The sequence below is a fragment of the Flavobacterium sp. JAS genome, assembly GCF_020991455.1.
Lineage (GTDB): Bacteria > Bacteroidota > Bacteroidia > Flavobacteriales > Flavobacteriaceae > Flavobacterium.
Map to the genome: position 1 here is coordinate 409,064 of NZ_JAJMOX010000001.1, position 21,137 is coordinate 430,200.

General features: G+C 33.9%; 16 protein-coding genes and 2 tRNA genes. 12 read left to right on the top strand and 6 right to left on the bottom strand.

Features of this window, described 5'->3' with window-relative positions; genetic code table 11:
- Nucleotides 1-6: 6 nt before the first annotated feature.
- On the bottom strand, nt 7-2,853 hold the full coding sequence (gene polA, locus LPB88_RS01735) for a DNA polymerase I (protein WP_230712084.1): 2,847 nt from the start codon (nt 2,851-2,853) through the stop codon (nt 7-9).
- 325 nt (nt 2,854-3,178) lie between these two features.
- Here polA and LPB88_RS01740 point away from each other — a divergent pair, with 325 nt between their 5' ends.
- The 7 genes from LPB88_RS01740 to LPB88_RS01770 all read left to right on the top strand — a co-directional run bounded on the left by LPB88_RS01740 (nt 3,179) and on the right by LPB88_RS01770 (nt 7,941).
- Nucleotides 3,179-3,400, top strand: coding sequence for a hypothetical protein (locus tag LPB88_RS01740; RefSeq protein ID WP_230712085.1), 222 nt, complete (start codon nt 3,179-3,181; stop codon nt 3,398-3,400).
- 60 nt (nt 3,401-3,460) lie between these two features.
- Entirely contained in the window at nt 3,461-3,652 is a 192-nt protein-coding gene (locus tag LPB88_RS01745; protein WP_230712086.1) for a hypothetical protein, read from the top strand.
- Nucleotides 3,653-3,844: 192 nt separating this feature from the next.
- Nucleotides 3,845-4,519, top strand: coding sequence for a response regulator transcription factor (locus LPB88_RS01750; RefSeq protein WP_230712087.1), 675 nt, complete (start codon nt 3,845-3,847; stop codon nt 4,517-4,519).
- 10 nt (nt 4,520-4,529) lie between these two features.
- Entirely contained in the window at nt 4,530-5,867 is a 1,338-nt protein-coding gene (locus LPB88_RS01755) for a HAMP domain-containing sensor histidine kinase (protein WP_230712088.1), read from the top strand.
- Between the two features lie 106 nt (nt 5,868-5,973).
- The gene (locus tag LPB88_RS01760) at nt 5,974-6,159 is read left to right on the top strand and encodes a hypothetical protein (protein ID WP_089353114.1); all 186 of its coding nucleotides are present in this window, start codon (nt 5,974-5,976) and stop codon (nt 6,157-6,159) included.
- 175 nt (nt 6,160-6,334) lie between these two features.
- Nucleotides 6,335-7,570, top strand: coding sequence for a metallophosphoesterase (locus LPB88_RS01765; RefSeq protein WP_230712089.1), 1,236 nt, complete (start codon nt 6,335-6,337; stop codon nt 7,568-7,570).
- 74 nt (nt 7,571-7,644) lie between these two features.
- Nucleotides 7,645-7,941: a co-chaperone YbbN gene (locus LPB88_RS01770; RefSeq protein ID WP_230712090.1), complete on the top strand. Its 297-nt coding sequence runs from the start codon at nt 7,645-7,647 to the stop codon at nt 7,939-7,941.
- Nucleotides 7,942-7,975: 34 nt separating this feature from the next.
- Here the strand turns inward: LPB88_RS01770 and LPB88_RS01775 are convergent, their stop codons facing one another.
- Together LPB88_RS01775 and LPB88_RS01780 are read right to left on the bottom strand one after the other, a co-directional pair.
- A complete protein-coding gene (locus LPB88_RS01775) occupies nt 7,976-8,611 on the bottom strand; it encodes a polysaccharide deacetylase family protein (protein WP_230712091.1) in 636 nt (211 codons plus the stop codon).
- A gap of 92 nt (nt 8,612-8,703) precedes the next feature.
- Nucleotides 8,704-11,982 carry a DUF2723 domain-containing protein gene (locus tag LPB88_RS01780; RefSeq protein ID WP_230712092.1) on the bottom strand — a complete coding sequence of 1,093 codons (3,279 nt, stop codon included), beginning with the start codon at nt 11,980-11,982 and terminating at the stop codon, nt 8,704-8,706.
- Between the two features lie 245 nt (nt 11,983-12,227).
- Between LPB88_RS01780 and LPB88_RS01785 the strand changes: the two genes are divergently transcribed.
- Nucleotides 12,228-12,298, top strand: a tRNA-Gln gene (locus LPB88_RS01785).
- A gap of 196 nt (nt 12,299-12,494) precedes the next feature.
- Nucleotides 12,495-12,565 (top strand) — tRNA-Gln (locus LPB88_RS01790).
- Nucleotides 12,566-12,840: 275 nt separating this feature from the next.
- Here LPB88_RS01790 and LPB88_RS01795 read toward each other — a convergent pair.
- The 3 genes from LPB88_RS01795 to LPB88_RS01805 form a co-directional block, all read right to left on the bottom strand.
- Nucleotides 12,841-13,647 carry an AraC family transcriptional regulator gene (locus LPB88_RS01795; RefSeq protein ID WP_230712093.1) on the bottom strand — a complete coding sequence of 269 codons (807 nt, stop codon included), beginning with the start codon at nt 13,645-13,647 and terminating at the stop codon, nt 12,841-12,843.
- 69 nt (nt 13,648-13,716) lie between these two features.
- Nucleotides 13,717-15,132: an aldehyde dehydrogenase family protein gene (locus LPB88_RS01800; protein ID WP_230712094.1), complete on the bottom strand. Its 1,416-nt coding sequence runs from the start codon at nt 15,130-15,132 to the stop codon at nt 13,717-13,719.
- Between the two features lie 198 nt (nt 15,133-15,330).
- A complete protein-coding gene (locus LPB88_RS01805; protein ID WP_230712095.1) occupies nt 15,331-16,155 on the bottom strand; it encodes a universal stress protein in 825 nt (274 codons plus the stop codon).
- A gap of 177 nt (nt 16,156-16,332) precedes the next feature.
- Here LPB88_RS01805 and rimP point away from each other — a divergent pair, with 177 nt between their 5' ends.
- Genes rimP through infB form a run of 3 tightly spaced genes read left to right on the top strand, consistent with a single transcriptional unit; the run spans nt 16,333 to nt 21,001 of the window.
- Nucleotides 16,333-16,797, top strand: a complete 465-nt coding sequence (rimP, locus tag LPB88_RS01810) for a ribosome assembly cofactor RimP (RefSeq protein WP_165902277.1) — start codon at nt 16,333-16,335, stop codon at nt 16,795-16,797.
- 13 nt (nt 16,798-16,810) lie between these two features.
- Nucleotides 16,811-18,064: a transcription termination factor NusA gene (gene nusA / locus LPB88_RS01815; RefSeq protein ID WP_042566274.1), complete on the top strand. Its 1,254-nt coding sequence runs from the start codon at nt 16,811-16,813 to the stop codon at nt 18,062-18,064.
- A gap of 48 nt (nt 18,065-18,112) precedes the next feature.
- A complete protein-coding gene (infB, locus tag LPB88_RS01820; protein ID WP_230712096.1) occupies nt 18,113-21,001 on the top strand; it encodes a translation initiation factor IF-2 in 2,889 nt (962 codons plus the stop codon).
- The last annotated feature ends 136 nt before the right edge of the window (nt 21,002-21,137 follow it).

The following is a 21,137-nucleotide window of genomic DNA, read 5'->3' on the forward strand; positions in this document are numbered from 1 at the left end:
GAATTCTTAATGCGCCGCTAACCAGTCTTTACCCATGCCCAATTCAACTTCTAACGGAACGCTCATTATAAAAGCATTTTCCATTTCGTGTTTAATCATTGGCTGGATTTTTTCTAATTCGTCATTATGCACATCAAACACAAGCTCATCATGAACCTGAAGCAACATTTTAGACTTCCAGTTTTCTTCTTTTAGTTTTTTATGAATATTGATCATCGCGATTTTAATCACATCGGCAGCGCTTCCCTGAATTGGTGCGTTTACAGCATTTCGTTCGGCAGCACTTCTAACCACGGCATTTGCTGAGTTAATGTCTTTTAAATATCGGCGACGACCCAGAATTGTTTGTACATATCCTTTCTCACGAGCAGATTGTATTTGTTCGTTAATATAAGATCTCAATCTTGGGTACGTTTTGTAGTATGCTTCAATCAAAGCGGCACTTTCGCTACGAGATAATGAAGTTTGATTGCTTAATCCAAAAGCAGAAACTCCATAGATGATTCCGAAGTTTACCGTTTTAGCATTGCTTCTTTGTTCGCGAGAAACTTCTTCTAACGGCACATCAAAAACTTTTGCTGCCGTAGCTTTGTGAATATCTTCTCCGTTTTTAAAAGCGGCAATCATATTTTCTTCTCCGCTTAAAGCAGCAATAATTCTTAATTCTATTTGCGAGTAATCGGCAGAAATTAAAGTATGGTTTTCATCGCGAGCAACAAAAGCTTTACGAATCTGACGGCCTCTTTCGGTACGAATCGGAATGTTTTGCAAGTTAGGATTATTAGAGCTCAAACGACCTGTAGCCGCAACAGTTTGCATATAATCGGTATGAACGCGTAAAGTTTTCTTGTCAACTTGTTCAGGCAAAGCCAAAATATAAGTGCTTTGTAACTTCACCATTTGACGCCAATCCAAAATTTCTTTTACAATTGGATTGTCATTAGCCAAATAAGTCAAAACTTCTTCACCAGTTGCATATTGACCTGTTTTGGTTTTCTTTTGTTTTGCTCCGCCAATTTTCATTTTATCAAACAAAATATCTCCTAATTGTTTTGGAGATGCCAAGTTGAATTTTTCACCGGCAGTTTCGTATATTTTTTGTTCCAAAGATTTAATCTCAACATCCATTTCTTTAGACATTGCACTTAAGAATTCAACATCCAGACGAATTCCTTCGGTTTCCATTGCTGCCAAAACGCTTACTAACGGAATTTCGATTTCATCAAATAACTTTTTAGTTTCTGTTTTGTCTAACTCAGTAGTGAAAATTTCTTTTAATTGTAAAGTTACATCAGCATCTTCGGCAGCGTACTCCTTGATATCTTCAAGTGGAACATCGCGCATCGTAATTTGATTTTTTCCTTTTTTGCCAATTAATGTTTCAATTGATTTTGGCGAATATTTCAGATATGTTTCCGATAAAATATCCATATTATGACGCATATCTGGATTAATCAAATAATGCGCAATCATGGTATCAAAAAGTTTTCCTTTTACGGTTACGCCATAATTAGAAAGGATTTTTAAATCATATTTTAAATTCTGACCAATTTTTTCGATGTTTTCATTCTCAAAAAACGGTTTAAATTTATCCACTAAAATCTGGGCTTCTTCCTGACTTTCCGGAAACGGAACATAAAATGCTTTTCCTTTTTCATAAGAGAAAGACATTCCGACCAATTCAGCGTGTAAAGCATCTAAACCAGTAGTTTCGGTATCAAAACAAACAGAAGGCTGGTTTTGTAAATTCTGCAAAAGCAATTTTATTCCTAAATCTCCCTGAATAGCTTGGTAGGAGTGAGGTGTGTTTTCTAAAGTATTGTAGAATGAAGTTCGTGTTGTTTCTGCATCTTCTTCGGTAGAACCGCCTCCAAAAAGGTCAAACTGATCTTCATTTTTAGGTTGTGGTTTTTTATACAATTTAGGATCTGCAGCCGGAGCTGAAGCTGCTAATTCATTTCCGCCACCAACTTTAAACAAATTATCAAATTGTTCCGCCATTCTTCTGAATTCTAATTCCTGAAAAATAGCATCTGTTTTTTCAATATCGGGACGTGTTAACTCGTAATCGTTTTCATTAAAAGTTACCGGGCAATCTAATATTATCGTAGCTAATGTTTTAGATAACAATCCTTTTTCTTTATTGGCCTCAATATTCTCTTTCATTTTTCCTTTTAGCTTGTCTGTATTCGCCAGAAGGTTTTCCATAGTGCCAAATTCTTTCAGAAGTTTTTTAGCTGTTACTTCACCAACACCCGGAAGTCCTGGAATATTATCGGCGGCGTCACCCATCATTCCAAGAAAATCGATTACTTGTTCGGGGCGTTCAATTTCGAACTTTGCTAAAACTTCAGGAACTCCCCAAATTTCAATTCCGTTACCCATACGAGCCGGTTTGTACATAAAGATGTTCTCAGAAACTAATTGAGCAAAATCCTTATCAGGAGTTACCATGAAAACTTTGTAATTCTCTTTTTCTGCTTGTTTAGCAATTGTTCCAATCAAATCATCGGCTTCAAAACCGGCAACTTCAATAATCGGAATATGCATTGCTTTTAATAATTCACATATATAAGGAACAGCAATTTTGATCGCTTCTGGTGTAACATCACGATTTGCCTTGTATTCAGGGAATAATTCGTTACGCAATTGACTTCCGCCTTTGTCAAAAGCTACTGCTAAATGATCTGGTTTTTCACGTTTAATAACATCCAAAAGCGAGTTCATGAAACCCATGATCGCTGATGTATCCATTCCTTTAGAGTTAATTCGCGGATTTTTTATGAAGGCATAATAACCACGAAAAATTAAAGCGTAAGCATCGAGAAGAAAAAGACGTTTTTGAGTTGACATAAAAAAAATATTAGTCTGTAAAAATAATCAATTGGGTTTTAAAAACGATTCGGTTCTTAAAATTAATTTGTTTTAAACCATATAAGCGATATAAGTTCATTTTAGTAGAGATGCACAGCAGTGCTTCTAATTGTAAACGATGAAATTAAATGAACTTATATCGCTGATATGGTAGAAAAATTAAGAACTATTTGGTAAAAAATCCCCAAAGCGTTAATGTCTAGTTAAAATATTTAGGATGAGGGTTTTCTTCATTTTGTCTTCATATTACAGGGGTAAATTTGATCTATAAAATAAAAGGTATTAATTTAAAATATTAGAAATCATGAGAAATTTATTGATGTTACTAGTAGCAGTTTTAGGAACAAGTGTCATGGTAAATGCATTTCCTGCAAAAGGTACTAAACCGGCTCCGGCTAAAGAAGTAAAAGCAACTCCTGCAAAAGAAGTTAAAGCTACAAAAGAACCTAGAAAAAAATCTGATAAAAAAGCAAAATCAGAAAAAAAAGCAGCTCCGAAAGCAGAAGCAGCTAAAGCAAAAAAATAAAAACATAGAATAAAACAGTATTACAAAAAATAAAAGGCAATTAATTTAAATTTAAAAATTATGAAAAATCTAGTTATGTTACTCGTAGCAGTTTTAGGAACAAGTGTAATGGTTAGTGCACAAACAACACCAACTCAGGCAGCTCCTGCAAAGGAAGTTAAAGCAACAAAACATCACAAACACAGTACTGATAAAAAAGCAAAATCAGCAAAAAGTGAGGCTTCAAAAGCAGAAGCAACTAAAATGAAATAATTAAAATTGTTTTTGTTTTGCATTCGAAGAATTGTAAAAGGAGGCAAAACAGAAGTAATGATTATGGAGAATGCGGTTGAGGAAAGCTGGTAAAGAAATTTATCAGCTTTTTTTGATTCGTTAATTTTTTAATAATGCGTAACAGGGCTTTTTTTAATTACTTAAATTTAGTTGCGCTTAAAAGCAGTTTTTATGAATATTTTGATTGTTGAAGATAATAGGGAACTCGCTGTAGAGGTCTATGATTTTTTGTGTAACGTGGGATATGTTTGCAAAATAGCGCACAATTGCGAAGATGCGCTTGAAGAAGTTAGCAGTAACGATTATGATGCAATGCTGTTGGATCTTGGTTTGCCCGATGGGGATGGTTTTGAGGTTTTGAAAACAGTTCGAAAAACTAAATCAAAAATTGCTGTAATTGTCCTGACGGCTCGCGGAGAATTAGACGACAGAATAAATGGTTTGCATCTTGGTGCCGATGATTATTTGACAAAACCATTTGCTTTGACAGAATTAAGTGCGCGATTGTTTGCTGTGATTCGTAGGATTCATGGGTTTACTTTAAATAATCTGACTATTCACGGGTTTTTGCTACAGCTTCAGGATTATAAAGTAAGTTATGACGAAACTCCAATAAATCTTACCAAAAAAGAGTTTGATATTTTTCAATATTTGGTTTTGAATAAAAATCGGGTAATTACAAGATTGCAATTAACCGAGCATATTTGGGGAGATATTCTGGAGGTAAATTCAGATTCTAATTTTATAGATGTTCATGTTCGGAATCTTAGAAAAAAATTGGATAAACACACCACAATTGACTGGTTTGAAACCGTAAGGAATGTTGGATATCGTATTAATGAATAAATAAAGAACTGTGAAAATAAAGCACCAATTAGCTATTTTTAATGCTCTGACAAGATTGTTGGTTATTTTGATTTTATGGCTAATGCTGCCAATTTTGGTAGAAAATGTGGTTTATAGACACATCAATAATAGTTTACTCGAAAAGAAACATAAGTTTATTGAGCATCTGGATAAAAATGAAATTGATGATTTTATCGAAAATCCAGATGATTCAACCGAAACTTACTCACAGTTTTCTACGCTTCACAGTGAATTTTTAGTGCTTTCGAGATCTCCCATAAAACCCAATCAGAAAAAAGCAGTTTTTAGCAATGATTTCAGGATTATTGAAGGAGAAGAAAATGAATACCGAATTCTGCAATATCATTTTACTTATGAAAATCAAGGATATCAACTCGAAATAGGAAGTAGTCTTAGCGAGGTAAATGACCTTACCTTTATTATTCGTTTTTTTATTTTAATTGTTTTTGTGGTAATTCTGCTGATTACTTTTTTAGCGGATACTTTTTATATTGAATTTCTGCTGAAACCTTTCTATAAAATTATTGATACAAAAATAAGGCGTGTAAACGAACCGGAATCTTTTGATCATACGCCAATAAAAGCAAGATCAAGAGATTTTAGAGAACTTGATTTTGTTTTGAACCAAATGATGGATCGTATTGCAGAGCTTTTTAAAAAAGAAAAACAATTTATTTCGAATGTTTCTCATGAACTTCTTACGCCAATTGCGCTGCTTAAAAATAAGTTTGAGAATTTACTCCAAAATAGTTCTTTAGATGATAATGCAGTCGATAAAATTGCGAGTTCTCTAAAAACACTGGACATGTTGAAAAAAATCATCAATAATTTATTGTTGATTTCCCGAATCGAAAATAATCAGTATGAAGCAAATGAAGAAATTAATTTTCATGAAATCATTTCAGATCTGCAAGAGGATTTACAAGATCGAATTGATGATCGCGAAATTCAGTTTCTGAGCAAAATGCAGCATAATTATATCTTTACAGGAAATAAAACTTTAATTCATATTCTGATTTATAATTTGGTCACCAATGCTATAAAATACAATAAGCCCAAAGGCAGTATTGTAGTTGAAGATGGTTTTCTGGAACATCGTTATTTTATTTCAATAACAGATTCAGGAATCGGAATGACCCCTTCTCAGATAGAAAACATATTCAACAGGTTTGCCAGAATTAGTTCAGACCAGGACGGTCAGGGTTTAGGTCTTGCTATTGCCGAGAGTATTGCGTCTTTTCATCATATCGAAATCAAAGTTACTTCGCACATAAGTGAAGGAACTACCTTTATGTTATTGCTTCCGGAAACGGTAAAACACAATTAAAAGTTAAAATTTTATGGTTGGTTCAATCTTCATTTAATCTTCATTTACTGATAATATCTTTGAGGTATAATAAATGAAATAATAACAATCATAAAAACTTCAAATCATGAAAAAATTAGTAATGTTAGCAGTAGCTGTTCTAGGAACAACTGCAATGGTAAGCGCTCAAACAACTCCAGCTCAAACAACTCCGGCAAAAGAAGCTAAAGCTCCTAAAAAAGACAAAAAAGCGGATAAAAAAGCTAAAAAAGCTGAGGCTGCTAAGCCAGAAGCTGCAAAAGCTCAAAAATAAAACAACATTGGTTTACATTGTAAACCTGTTGTGGATTATTAAAGGTTTTGAAAAATTTGGTAGAAAAAAGCTGGTAGAGAAATCTATCAGCTTTTACTTTTATTAGAGTTAAAATTTTGATAATAAAAAGCTATAAAATTTTCATTATTTGTTACTTTGCTTAAAACTATAACTAATGGTAATTCGTTTTGTAATTCTCTGTGCTCTTTTTTTGTTTATTGAGTTCTATTCTTATCAAGCCTTTCGTACTTTAATCAAATTAAGATGGGTTTTGGTTAGTTATCAAATTATAAGTTTACTGCTTTTAATTTTTATCATTTACTCTTTTACACAATTCGATCGTTCTGTTGGGCAAACCAGACAAACCATGTTTACAATGGGGTTGATGTTATTGGTTTATGTTCCAAAAATAGTTTTAACACTTGTAATGTTTGGAGAAGATATTTTTAGAATAGGGGCGAGTATCTTAAATTATTTTATGTACAATGCGCCTCGTTCAGAAATGATGCCGGATCGACGAAAGTTTGTGAGCCAAATAGCATTAGGTTTGGCGGCAGTTCCTTTTTTATCATTAATTTACGGAATTTTTGAGGGGAAGTATAATTTTAAAGTTATCAAACAAACGGTTTTCTTTCCTGATTTGCCTGATGCCTTTGACGGTTTTAGAATCACTCAGATTTCTGATGTTCACAGCGGAAGTTTTGATAATCCGGATAAGATAAATTATGCCATTGATTTGATTAACGAGCAAGAATCAGATATGATTTTGTTTACAGGAGATATTGTAAATACTCATGCTAAAGAAATGCATCCCTGGTTAGAAACTTTTAAAAGAATAAAAGATTATAAATACGGGAAATTTTCAGTTTTAGGAAACCACGATTACGGCGAATATGTGACGTGGCCTTCTGAAAAGGAGAAAGATGAGAATTTTAAAGAGATAAAAAATCTTTATGGTCAAATTGGCTTCAATTTGTTATTAAACGAACATACTTATATTCAAAAAGGCGATGATAAAATTGCTTTAATCGGAGTAGAGAATTGGGGGCAAAACTTTAAGAAAGCAGGAGATTTAAACAAAGCTTCTCAAAACGTGCATCAGGATGATTTTAAAGTATTAATGAGTCATGATCCTAGTCATTGGGAATATGAAATTAAAAACCATCCTAAAAACTTTCATTTAACGTTGTCAGGTCATACACATGGCATGCAATTTGGAATTGAAATTCCAGGATATTTTAAATGGAGTCTGGCAGAATACATCTATAAACAATGGGCGGGATTGTATGAAAATGTAGGACGATATGTTTATGTAAACCGAGGATTTGGTTTTCATGCCTATCCGGGGCGAGTAGGTATTATGCCTGAAATTACGGTGATTGAACTAAAAAAAGGGAACAATGTGGCTTAATTCGTTAAAAATGCTACATTTGTATATAATTATCTCTTTTTAACAGAATAAAAAAGAATTAAATTTTTGGTTTTATGTCAAAATTTGGAGAACTTATAAATGCTCAAGTTCCAGTGTTAATTGATTTTTACACAGATTGGAACGAATCATCTGTATCGATGCATCCTGTTATTAAGGATGTTGCGGCTGCACTAGGCGATAAAGCCAAGGTGATTAAAATTGATGTGGATAAAAATCAGGAATTAGCAGAAGCACTGCGTATCAAAGGACTTCCTACTTTAATGATTTATAAAGAAGGGCAAATGATTTGGAGACAATCAGGAGAACTTGATGCAAATACAATTATTGGAATTGTCCAGGAGCAAATTTAATTTATAGAATACACTTTTTCTACATTGCTATTATTTAGTGAATAATATCAAATTTATATCCATTTTCTTTTAAAAAATGTAAGGTTTTAGGTAACGCAAATTTTAAATTCTGCGATGCTTTTATGCTGTCATGAAATACAATTACGCTTCCTGATTTTACGTTTTTGGTCACGTTTTCGAGGCATTTTTCAGGAGTAATACTTTGATCAAAATCAGCGCTTAAAACATCCCACATAATTATTTTGTAGCCTAAATTTCTCAGTATTTTAGACTGCGCTTTTTTTATCTTCCCGTAAGGTGGACGAAAAATAAGATTGCATGTTTTTTCTTCTTCTAAAATGGCAGCGCAATTTTTTACATTCTCAATATAATCATTGTTGTTGCTTTTCCAGCCATTAACATGATTCATAGTGTGGTTCCCGATTGAATGCCCGTCGGTTATTAATCTCTCAAATAAAGATAAATTGGCTTTAATGTTTTTTCCGATACAGAAAAAAGTAGCTTTTGCGTCAAATTTTTTCAATTCAGACAAAACCCAATCCGTAACCTCGGGAGTTGGGCCATCATCAAAAGTGAGGTATATTTTCTTTTCTTTGTTCGGAATGTCCCAACAATATTTAGAAAATACCCTTTTTATGAATGAATTCGTTTTTACCCAATAAAAGCTCATCTTGAAAGGATTTAGAGATATGTAAATTTAAAAAATGCAGCGCTATTTATCAAACAGTGCTGCATTTTTTTAATTGCTATATTTTTCGTATATTATTCTTTTTCACGGCCAAAACGTTCAAAGACGTTTACATAAGTATTAAAAGTTACTTTCTGTTTCTCGTAGAATGCTTTGTCGTTGTTTTTCTTCATAACTTCCAGTAAGCTTCTGTAACGCTCGATATCAGTAATAATATCCATTGCTAAATCTGTTTGGTCGCCAGGAGTCAGGGTTGCATAATAGTTTAAATTCTCTCTGTATTTCTGAATTAATTTATTAAGCAAATCATGTGCTTTTGCAGTTTCGCCAACTTTATAATATCCATTTGCAAAAGGTTCAATAAGAGAGTAATATCCATATTTATCCAAAGGCATTTTTGTTATTGCTAAATTGATAACATTTTTAGCTTTATCGATTTTACCTTCTTCAATAAGTTGATCCATTAAACGCGATAAATTCGTGCGGTACGTTATGCTGTTTCTTCTGGTTTCAGGATCGTGATAAATATCGCCATTGCTATTACCCCAATCCCATTTCATTACAATATCGTACATTTTATCAGCATCAATTTGTCCCATGTCCATTGGTCCGCCATCTTTTGAAGGAACATTTTTAATAGGAACCAATTTGTAAACCATTCCGTCTAATTGTAAATAGTTTTTTAACCAAAGATAATCTTCATCATCAAAAGCTCCGCCACTAAAGTAAATAGGTCTTTTCCAATTGTTGTTAGCCAGGATATCCAACATCATTAAACGGTTTTTGTACAAAGCACTTCCTTTGATGTCAATATCGATATAAGGCACAATAGAATCGTTGTATTTTGGATTTACAACTTTGTTTTTAATGATCGTATTTTTATCAACGTTAATTCTGATTTTATTTGTTGGGTAAAAATGAATTGTTTGTCCGTTTTGTAATCCAACAGTAGATTTAGGGTTTTTGATGAAAGACATTAAATCTTTGATGTCCCAACGAGTTTCAACTTTTTGAATGTATGCTACATAATCTAATTTATCTCCCACATATTCATCATGTGTAAATGATATTGGCAATGGTTCAGATTCGTATGATTTTGCTTTCATTTGATCAATATACCAATCCGTCATAAATAAGCTCGTATTTACGATTTTTACATCAGTTCTGATGTGCTCAATTTCTTGCGCATACCAGAGCGGGAAGGTGTCATTGTCTCCAATGGTAAACAAAATAGCATCTTTGTCGCAGGAGTTTAAGTATGCTTTAGCCATTGCAACTGCAGTATATTTTCCTGATCTGTCATGATCATCCCAGTTTTGAGACGCCATTAAAACCGGAGCCGCTAAGAAAGTTGCTGCAATAATAATTGGGCCTGCAATTTTAGGTGCAATATAATTTTGAATGCTTTCGTATAATGAATAAACTCCAAAGCCTATCCAGATTGCAAATACATAGAAGGATCCTACAAGTGCATAATCTCTTTCACGAGGTTCAAAAGGGCGTTCGTTCAAGTATATTTTTAATGCAATTCCGGTAAATAAAAATAATGCTAGCAGTACATAAAAACTTTTAAGGTCTTTATTTGCGTGGTACATTATTCCAATTAAACCTAAGATAAATGGCAAGAAAAAGTAAACGTTACGACCTTTGTTGTTTAAAACATCAGAAGGTAAGTTGTCTTGAGAACCAAGGTGTAATGAATCAAGTGCTTTGATTCCGCTAATCCAGTTTCCGTCAAGGTTATCGTATTTTCCCTGAACATCACTTTGGCGGCCAACAAAATTCCACATCAAATATCTCCAGTACATATATCCAAATTGATATTCGAACATAAAACTGAAATTATCGGCAGTTGTAGGCTTTTCGATAATTAAATAATCTTTATAACTATTTAAGAATTTAACGTAACCTTCGTTGTCAATTTGTTTTTGAGAAAAAGCTCTTCTGAATTCAGCAACTGTTTTTTCAACTTCATTTCGTAGTTGAGCAGTGGCTTTGTTGTACTCTTCTTCACTTAATTGGCTAGCATCAATTCCGTATTTTGCTAAATCCTCCTCATAGTTATAATTTGGATTTATTTTGAAATTAGGAGGATTTGTAAAGCTAATGTAGTTTTGGATGTGTCCAGTTTCTGTACTCCACATTCTTGGCAGAATCGTTTTTTGATTGTCATCACTGTTTTGATCTGCATTTTTGTAATTGTTGGTAATTACATATTTACCAGTTTTATAATCTCTTTCGTAGTTAGGGTTTTTGTCTAAGTAAGGATTTTTAGCATCCAGACCAGCAAAAACTTCAGTGTATTGAGGTCCGTAAAACAAAGGATTTACACCGTATTGTTCACGGTTATAATAGGCTAAAACCTCAGTAGCATCAGATGGTTTATTTTCATTAATTACAGTGTTTGCGTTAGCACGAACCGGTAGCATGATCCAGGTCGAGAAACCAATCAGGATAAATAGAATGCAAAGAATAATAGTGTTATAGAAAACTAATCCTTTTTGTTTGGTGTATTTAAGACCAAAATAAAAGAAAGCAATAAATAATAAGGCAACAAAAATGGTTCCTGAGTTAAAAGGTAATCCCATGCTGTTTACCATGAAAATTTCGGTTTTACCAAAGAAAGCCATTGTTAATGGTAATAACAGCTTGAAAATAAATAACAGAATCGCAATTACAACGGCATTAGCAATAATGAAGTTTTTTATAGTAACTTTTTCGTAGTGTTTAAAGTAGTAAAGAAAACCAATTGCGGGAATGGTTAAAAGTGCCATGAAGTGAACACCAAATGAAAGTCCGACAACAAGCGAAATGATTAATAACCATTTGTTTCCTTTTGGTTTGTCCATATCTTGCTCCCAACGTAATCCAAGCCAAAAAAGTAATGCGATTAATAGAGATGCCATTGCGTAAACTTCGGCTTCAACGGCATTAAACCAGAAACTGTCAGAGAAAGTATAAGCAAGAGCTCCTACAAAAGAACTTCCTAGTATAACAATTGAATTGTTTTGATCAATCTCGGCAAAACGAGCAACGATTTTTTTCAAAATCATTGATGAAGACCAAAACATAAATAGAATAGTGAATGCACTTGAAAAAACAGACATCATATTTACCATCACGGCAACATGTTGAGCATCGATAGCAAACATTGCAAAAAATGCACCCATCATTTGAAATAGAGGAGCCCCGGGAGGGTGACCAACTTCTAGTTTAGCGGCTGTGGCAATGTATTCGCCACAATCCCAAAAGCTCATGGTAGGTTCAACGGTTAGTGTGTAGGTAGTTAAAGCGATTGCAAATGCAAACCAACCAATAATTGTATTCCATTTATTGAAATTGAATTGTGCCATATTTAGGTGTTAAAATTTTGTATGTTTTCTATCCTACAAAGAAAATGTTTTTTTGTTTAAAGAAGAGAGCATTAACATAAAATTCTATAAAACTATTTGACTAGAGTAATGTGTTGTTTGTGAAATACTTGTGTAGTCGTTGCGGATTTGGAAGAATGAAAAATAAAAAAAAACGAATTTTTTTTGTCAAAAAGTTTGTGCAAACTAAAAAAAGCTTTAAATTTGCACTCGCTTAACAGCACTGCTGGTCTATGGTGTAATGGTAACACAACTGTTTTTGGTGCAGTCTTTCTAGGTTCGAGTCCTAGTAGACCAACATAAAGCCTCTCAATCGAGAGGCTTTTTTTATGCAATAAATTTAAGGATCTTTGGAAATTAAAAAAAAATGGATCGGTTATAGGATTTTTTTTGATTTGAATTTTTTTGTAAAAAGGTTTTGTTGTATGAGATTAAATAAAAAATTTGCGTAAATTAAAAAAAGCTTTAAATTTGCACTCGCTTAACAGCACTGCTGGTCTATGGTGTAATGGTAACACAACTGTTTTTGGTGCAGTCTTTCAAGGTTCGAGTCCTTGTAGACCAACATAAAAGCCTCTCAATTGAGAGGCTTTTTTTATGGAATAATTTTTTTAAATTCCAATTTTTAAAAACTCCAAATCCTAATTTCCAAAAATAGAAAGTAAGTAATTAAATTTTGTAGATTTTTACATTTCAGCTATAGCTCAAAGTCTTAGCCTTGAGAGATGGTTTATAATGATTGTGTCTCGGCTAATTGAAATTGTTAATAATGTTTCTTGGGTGGGTACGTTTGAATTTGTATAGTTTGGAATTTTAAAAATTGGAATTTATATAATATTTTTATTTTGTAATTAAAGAAGATGGAACTACTCCGAATTTCTTTTTAAAGGAGAATGAAAAATGCGACAGATCTTCAAAACCAACGCCTATATAAACATCTGATGGTGGTTTTCCTTGACTAATTAAATAATAAGCTTCTTGAAGTCTCTTGTTTAATAACCATTTTCCAGGTGTTTGTTGAAATACTTTCTGAAAATCTCTTTTAAAAGTTGCTAGACTTCTGCCGGTTAAATAAGCAAAACGATGGAGTTGTACGTTAAAGTGAAAATTTTTATTCATAAAAGCTTCCAGATCCATTTTTCCGGGTTCGGTAAAATCAAATAAGATGTCTTTTAATTCCGGATTTATTTTGAGCAAGAGGTGAATGGCTTCTTTTATTTTTAAATTAAACAAGGTTTCGTTGTTTTCTTGTTCAACTTCCAGATAGGATATGAGCGATTCCATGAAGGATTTATAAAGCGGGTGTGGTGCTAGTGTAATCATGGCTTCAGAATCTGTTCTTTTGTTGATTTTGAAGTCGTATTCTTTACTTATTTCGCGCAGAATTTCCTGATCCAGAAAAAGAGATATAGTTTTGAATTCTCCTCCTTCGGGCGGGATTTTGGTGAATTTTGCTAAATGATTTCTTTTGCTAAAGCGAAAATCTCCCGCTTTTGTATGGTAAGTGTTTTTGCTGTCTGAAGCGGTCATTTCTCCTGAGATCTGATAGCTAAATACGTGTTCAGGTATAAAGTGCTCGCCTTCACGACTGCGCGCATAGTAGCAGGAGTAAAGAATTTGAGGTTTTGTATTTGTTTTTGCGGTCATATTGTAAAGTTACTAAAAGATCCGGAATATCTTTTTGCGTGAAGATTTCCGGATCTGTAAAAATTGTTTTTATTGAATTAATGCTCTGGGTTCAAGATAAGCTTCGAGTCCTAATACTCCAAATTCTCTGCCTATTCCTGACTGTTTAAAACCTCCAAAAGGAGCCATTGGATCATGTCCGATTCCGTTTATTTGTACACGTCCGGCGTTAATTTGTGAAGCAACTTTATGAGCTCTTTCTTTATTTGATGAGCTTACATAGGCTTGTAATCCGTAAGTAGTGTCATTGGCTATTTCAATTGCTTCTTCTTCGGTTTTATACGTGATGATAGATAAAACCGGGCCAAATATTTCTTCTCTCGCAATACGCATTTGATTGTTTACGTTGATAAAAACAGTTGGTTTTACGAAATTCCCGTTTTCTAATCCTTCGGGTTTTCCTAAGCCGCCAACAAGAATTTCGGCGCCCTCATTTATTCCTATCTGAATGTAATCCTGGACACGATTGTATTGTTTTGCGCTTACCATTGGTCCAACTGCTGTGTTTGCATTTTTTGGATCGCCAACAATGGTGTTGGAAACTACTTCTTTGATTAGAAGTTTAACTTCTTCGAGTTTGTTTTCAGGAACTAATAATCGTGTTCCGGCTATACAGGCTTGTCCGCTATTCATATAAGCAGCGATTATCGCAAGCGGAATTGCTTCAGAGAAATTAGCGTCGTCTAAAAGAATGTTAGGTGATTTTCCTCCAAGTTCCAGTGTTATGCGTTTCATGGAATTGACGGCTTCTTTTGCAATAATTTTTCCAACATTAGTTGATCCTGTAAAAGAAATTTTTGCAATATCTAGATTACGGCTTATTTCGGCTCCAACTACTTCTCCAAGGCCATTGACGATATTAAAAATACCTTTTGGTAATCCTGCTTCGTGAAGGCATTCTGCAATTAATTGAGTTTGCTGTGCGCTCATTTCGCTTGGTTTTATGACTGTTGTGCATCCGGCGACAATTGCAGTCGACAATTTATTACATATAAAACCGTTGCTTGAATTCCACGGAATAATAATACCGACTACGCCAAGTGGAGTCATTTGGACTTCTGATTCTCCTATTTTTTTGGTAAAATCATAGGTGTTTAATAAGTTGATTGCAGAGTCAAAACCTTTTAACATGTAATCGTAACTTATGGTTGCAAACTGAAGGGTTCCTCCATATTCTTCAACCATCACATCGATAAATTCAGCTTTTCTTTTCTCGATTGCTGTTTTTATGTTTTGCAAATATTGGATTCTTTCTGCTGTTGTAGTTTTTGAAAAAGTTTTAAAAGCATTTTTAGCAGCTTCTATAGCATTTTGAGTGTCTTCTTTGTTTCCTAAAAGAACTTTTCCGAGTTTTTCGTTTGTTGTTGGGCTTATTAAGTCGAAATATTCTTGTCCTTGCGGATTAATAAATTCTCCGTTAATGTAAATTTTGTCAATTGTTTTCATGTTGTATTGTATTGTGATTTTTATTTGACAAATTTCTGCATAAACTAGACTTTTAGCTTTGTTGAAAAGCTCAATTGTACTTTGTTAAAAAGCTCACGAAAACTTTATTAAAACTAATAGTAGTAGATTGAATTCTATAAAAAAAAAGCCTTTCGATTGAAAGACTTTTTGTGGGGTTAAATTTAAAAAGTATTTTGTTTAAATCTTAAAAGTAATTACTGGTCTTACCGTATGATTTACAAGGCCTTCGCTAATGCTTCCGTTAAAAAAATGAGCAAAGCCGGTTCTTCCGTGCGTGCACATTCCGATAATATCAGCATTTATGCTATTGGCGAAATTGAGAATTCCTTTTTCGATATTAGTGTCGTTGTATGTTTGAGAGGTATAATTGGTAATGTTGAATTGTGATATAAAATTATTCATAGCTTTTTCGACAACGTGAGTTGGTTTAAAGCTATTTGGAGTGCAAATTGTAACAAAATGAATTTTTGATCCGAAGAATTTAGTGAAATTCAAAAGTTTTTCGAATGGTTTTTTAGTTTCTGCAGAAAAATCTGAAGCAAAAACAATGTTTTCTACCTTGAAATCTGAAATGTCTTTTTTGATTACCAAAACAGGAATGTTGGAATTTCGTACCACTTTTTCGGTATTAGATCCTATTAATAGTTCTTCAATTCCGGAAGAGCCATGTGATCCCATGATGATAAGGTCAATTTCGTTGTCTTTACTTATTTGAGTAATTCCATGAATTGGCTTGTCCATTTTTACGATTTCGGTCACTTGTATTCCTTCCAGGTATGGTCTTGATGAGATTTCGTCAAGCATTTCGTTAGCTTTTTTCATAAAAAGCATTGTTTCCGGAATGCTGGTGCCTCCTAAAACTGCATCGTTCATTTGATGCGGCAGTTCCAGCATGTGTAAAATGATAATTTCGGAATCGTTTTTTTTGGCGATTTTAGCAGCAACTTTCAAAGCGTCTTCTGCGTGTTCTGAGAAGTCGGTAGGTACAAGGATTCGTTTCATAGTTTTTAAGGGGTTAAATAATGTGAAATTCCGTTATTTTAATGCTCACATAAAGATAAGAAATATTTTTAGAGCAATCTATTTATTTTGATTTATAAAAAAAACACTATATTTGCACCGTTATTTATTAAAATCTAAATAATGAGGGGACTAAGTGTCCCCTCTTTTTATAAAATTATGACATTTAAAGAAAAAGTAAACGGATTAATTACAGAAGCTCTTCTGGAAAAACCATCAATCTTTTTGATTGATCTGGCTATCTCGGACTCTTTTAAAATTAGTGTGGGCTTAGACGGAGATAATGGAGTGGCGCTGCAGGATTGTATTGATGTTAGTCGTGCAATCGAGAATAATCTGGATCGTGAAGAACAGGATTTTTCGCTTGAAGTAGCATCGGTTGGAGTAGGATCACCATTGAAATTGACAAGACAATACATCAAAAATATTGGTAGAACGTTGATTGTTACTACAAATACTGAAAAAATTGAGGCAGAATTAGTGGAAGCTAACGATGTTTTTATAATTTTGTCATGGAAAGCAAGAGAACCGAAAAAAGTAGGAAAAGGAAAAGAAACAGTTCAAAAAGAGCAACAAATACCTTATACAGAAATTAAAGAGGCAATTGTTACAGTAACATTTTAATTAAAGAATTCGCATGGAAAATTTAGCATTAATCGATTCATTCTCAGAGTTTAAAGATAATAAACTTATTGATCGTGTAACGCTTATGGCAATTTTAGAGGACGTGTTTAGAAATGCATTGAAGAAAAAATACGGTTCTGATGATAACTTCGATATTATTATAAATCCTGATAAAGGAGATATGGAGATCTGGAGAAGAAGAGTAATTGTTGCTGACGAAGATCTTGATTTTGAAAATGAAGAAATTACTTTGACTGAAGCAAGAATGATCGAAGCGGATTTTGAAATTGGTGAAGAAGTTTCTGAAGAAGTTAAATTAATTGATTTGGGACGAAGAGCTATTTTAGCTTTGCGTCAAAACTTAATATCTAAAATTCACGAACACGATAATACAAATCTTTACAAGCAATTTAAAGATATTATTGGTGATATTTATACTGCCGAAGTGCACCACGTTCGTCCTAGAGTTGTTATCTTAGTAGATGACGAAGGGAACGAAATTGTACTTCCGAAAGAAAAACAAATTCCGTCTGACTTTTTCCGTAAAGGAGATAATGTACGTGGAATTATTGAAAGCGTTGAATTAAAAGGAAACAAACCTCAAATTATTATGTCTAGAACTTCTGAGAAGTTTTTAGAGAAATTGTTTGAACAAGAAATTCCTGAAGTTTTCGACGGATTAATTACAGTTAAAAATGTAGTTCGTATTCCTGGTGAAAAAGCAAAAGTAGCGGTAGATTCTTATGATGATAGAATTGATCCTGTTGGAGCTTGTGTTGGTATGAAAGGATCTCGTATTCACGGAATTGTTCGTGAGTTAGGAAACGAAAATATCGATGTAATCAATTATACAAGCAATATTCAATTGTTTATAACAAGAGCATTAAGCCCTGCAAAAGTTTCTTCGATCAAAATTGATGAAGAAAACAAAAGAGCCGAAGTATTCTTGAAATTAGAAGAAGTATCTAAAGCAATTGGTAGAGGAGGTCACAATATTAAATTAGCAGGTCAGTTAACAGGTTACGAATTAGATGTTATTCGTGAGGGAGATGTTGCAGGGGCAACTGCTGATGAAGATGATGTTGAATTAACAGAGTTTTCAGATGAAATCGAAGGCTGGGTAATAGAAGAATTTGCTAAAATAGGTTTAGATACTGCGAAAAGTATTCTGAAGCAAGAAGTAGAAGATTTAGTAAGAAGAACGGATTTAGAAGAGGAAACTATTCTTGACGTTATGAAAATACTAAAAGAAGAGTTTGATAGCTAGTTATCTGCTCTAACAACACAACGAAAAAGGTAATAATAAAAAGGTTATATGTCTGAAGAGAGAGTAATAAGAATAAACAAGGTTTTAAGGGAATTAAATATTTCGTTAGAAAGAGCTGTTGATTATCTAAAAGATAAGGGAATTGCTATTGATGCAAATCCAAATGCGAAAATTTCTGATAGCGAATTTAATATCCTACAAAGCCAATTTGCAGGCGATAAGGGGAATAAGGAAGCTTCTAAAGAGGTAGGAGAAGAGAAAAGAAAAGAAAAAGAAGCATTACGTGTTGAACGTGAGAAAGAAATTGAGGATAAACGCAGACAAGACGAGGAGCGCCAAAAGCAACAAGAGATTATTAAAGCGAGAGCTGTAGTAACCGGACCTGTTCAAGTTGGTAAAATTGATTTAAATCCGAAGAAACCTGCAGTTGTTTCTACTCCTATTGTTGAGGAACCAGCTAAAGCTGAAGAACCAAAAGTAGTTGTTACTCCGGCTCAACCAGAAAAACCTGTTCAAAAAGAAATCGTTAAGCCTGAGCCAGTGGCTCCTGTGGCTCCAGTGATTTCTGAAGAGAAAAAGGTAGAAAAACCTATTATTACAGAGAAAAAAGAAGTAAAAGCTGAAGCTCCAAAAGTAGCATCGGAACCTGTTGTTTCGACAGATCCTGCAACTGCTGAGGAAACTATCACTACTCAATATCAAAAATTATCAGGAACTACTCTTACTGGGCAAACAATTGATTTATCTCAATTTAATAAGCCTAAGAAAAAGAAAGAAGATCCAAAGATAACTCCAAACAAACCGGGAGCTCCTGGGGCAAATAACAACGCTAACAAAAATAAGCGTAAGAGAATTGCTCCTAAGCCTGGAACTCCGGGTGCGCCAAAACCTGCTACAGGTAATGCACCGGGAACACCAAACCCTAATAAAATTACACCAAATACTGGTGGTGGAGGTTTTAATGCTAACAGAAGTGCAAGACCTGGTTTTGTAAAAGGAAACCGTCCTGCAATTGTAGCAAAAGTTGAGCCTACTGAAGAGGAAGTAAAAAACCAAATTAGAGAGACTCTTGAAAAACTTCAAGGTAAAGGTGGAAAATCTAAAGCTGCTAAATACAGAAGAGATAAAAGAGATACGCACCGTCAGAAATCTGATGAAGAGCAAAGAGCTATTGACGAAGGAAGTAAAACTATTAAAGTTACTGAGTTTGTTACCGTAGGTGAAATTGCAATCATGATGGATGTGCCGATTACTAAAGTAATTGGAACTTGTATGTCTCTTGGTATCATGGTAACCATGAACCAACGTTTAGATGCTGAAACATTAACGATTGTAGCTGATGAATTTGGTTACGAAGTTGAGTTTATTACAGTTGATATCGAAGAAGCAATTGAAGTTGTTGCAGATAGAGAAGAAGACTTAGTAGTTAGAGCGCCAATTGTTACTGTAATGGGTCACGTCGATCACGGTAAAACATCTTTACTGGATTATATCCGTAAAGAAAATGTTATCGCTGGTGAGTCTGGAGGTATTACACAACACATTGGAGCATACGGAGTAACTTTAGACAATGGTCAAAAAATTGCATTCTTAGATACACCGGGTCACGAGGCGTTTACCGCGATGCGTGCACGTGGAGCTCAAGTAACTGATATTGCTATTATTGTTGTTGCGGCGGATGATGACATCATGCCACAAACAAAAGAGGCAATTTCTCACGCACAAGCTGCGGGAGTGCCAATTATATTTGCAATCAATAAAATTGATAAACCAAATGCGAATGTTGAGAAAATCAAAGAGCGTTTGGCTAGTATGAATTTACTTGTTGAAGATTGGGGTGGAAAAATTCAGTCACATGATATTTCTGCAAAAGTTGGAACAGGAGTAAAAGAATTATTAGAAAAAGTGTTATTGGAGGCAGAGATTTTAGATTTAAAATCGAATCCAAATAAAGCAGCTCAAGGAACAGTTGTTGAGGCTTTCTTAGATAAAGGAAAAGGATATGTTTCTACAATCTTAGTTCAACACGGAACTTTGAAAATTGGAGATTATATGTTGGCTGGTAAGCATCATGGTAAGATTAAAGCAATGCATGATGAAAGAGGGCACATTGTTCTGGAAGCAGGTCCTTCGACTCCAGTATCTGTTTTAGGTCTTGACGGTGCTGCAACTGCAGGTGATAAGTTTAACGTTTTTGAAGACGAAAAAGAAGCAAAACAAATTGCATCAAAACGTTCTCAATTAATGCGTGAACAATCTGTACGTACACAAAGACATATTACGCTTGACGAAATTGGTCGTCGTATTGCTCTTGGTCAGTTTAAAGAATTGAACGTAATCCTTAAAGGAGACGTTGATGGATCTGTTGAAGCATTATCAGATTCGTTCTCTAAACTTTCTACAGAAGAAATTCAAATTAATATTATCCATAAAGGTGTTGGAGCAATTACTGAAACTGACGTTATGTTGGCTTCTGCTTCTGATGCGATCATTATCGGATTTAACGTTCGTCCTGCTGGAAATGCGAGACAACTTGCAGATAAAGAAGAAATTGATATCCGTTACTACTCTATTATCTACGCTGCTATCGACGACTTGAAAGATGCGATGGAAGGAATGTTAGCTCCTGAGATGAAAGAAGAAATTTTAGGAACTGCTGAAATTCGTGAGATTTTTAAAATTTCTAAAGTAGGTTCTATTGCAGGATGTATGGTTATGGATGGTAAAATCATGAGAACTTCTAAAATTAGAGTTATTAGAGATGGAGTAGTGGTGCATACAGGAGAACTTGTTGCCTTGAAACGTTTCAAAGATGATGTTAAAGAAGTTTCTAAAGGTTACGATTGTGGTATTCAAATTAAAGGTTACAACGACATCGAAGAAAGAGATGTTATTGAAGCATACCATGAAGTTGCTATCAAGAAAAAATTGAAATAAAATTGAAATATTTTCAGATACAAAATCCCGAGCAATCGGGATTTTTTTTGTTTGATACTTTTTGTAATATCATAAAAACACATCTTTGCTCAAGCTAATTTTCTCCCAGAAGTATAATGTGGATTAATTTGTAACG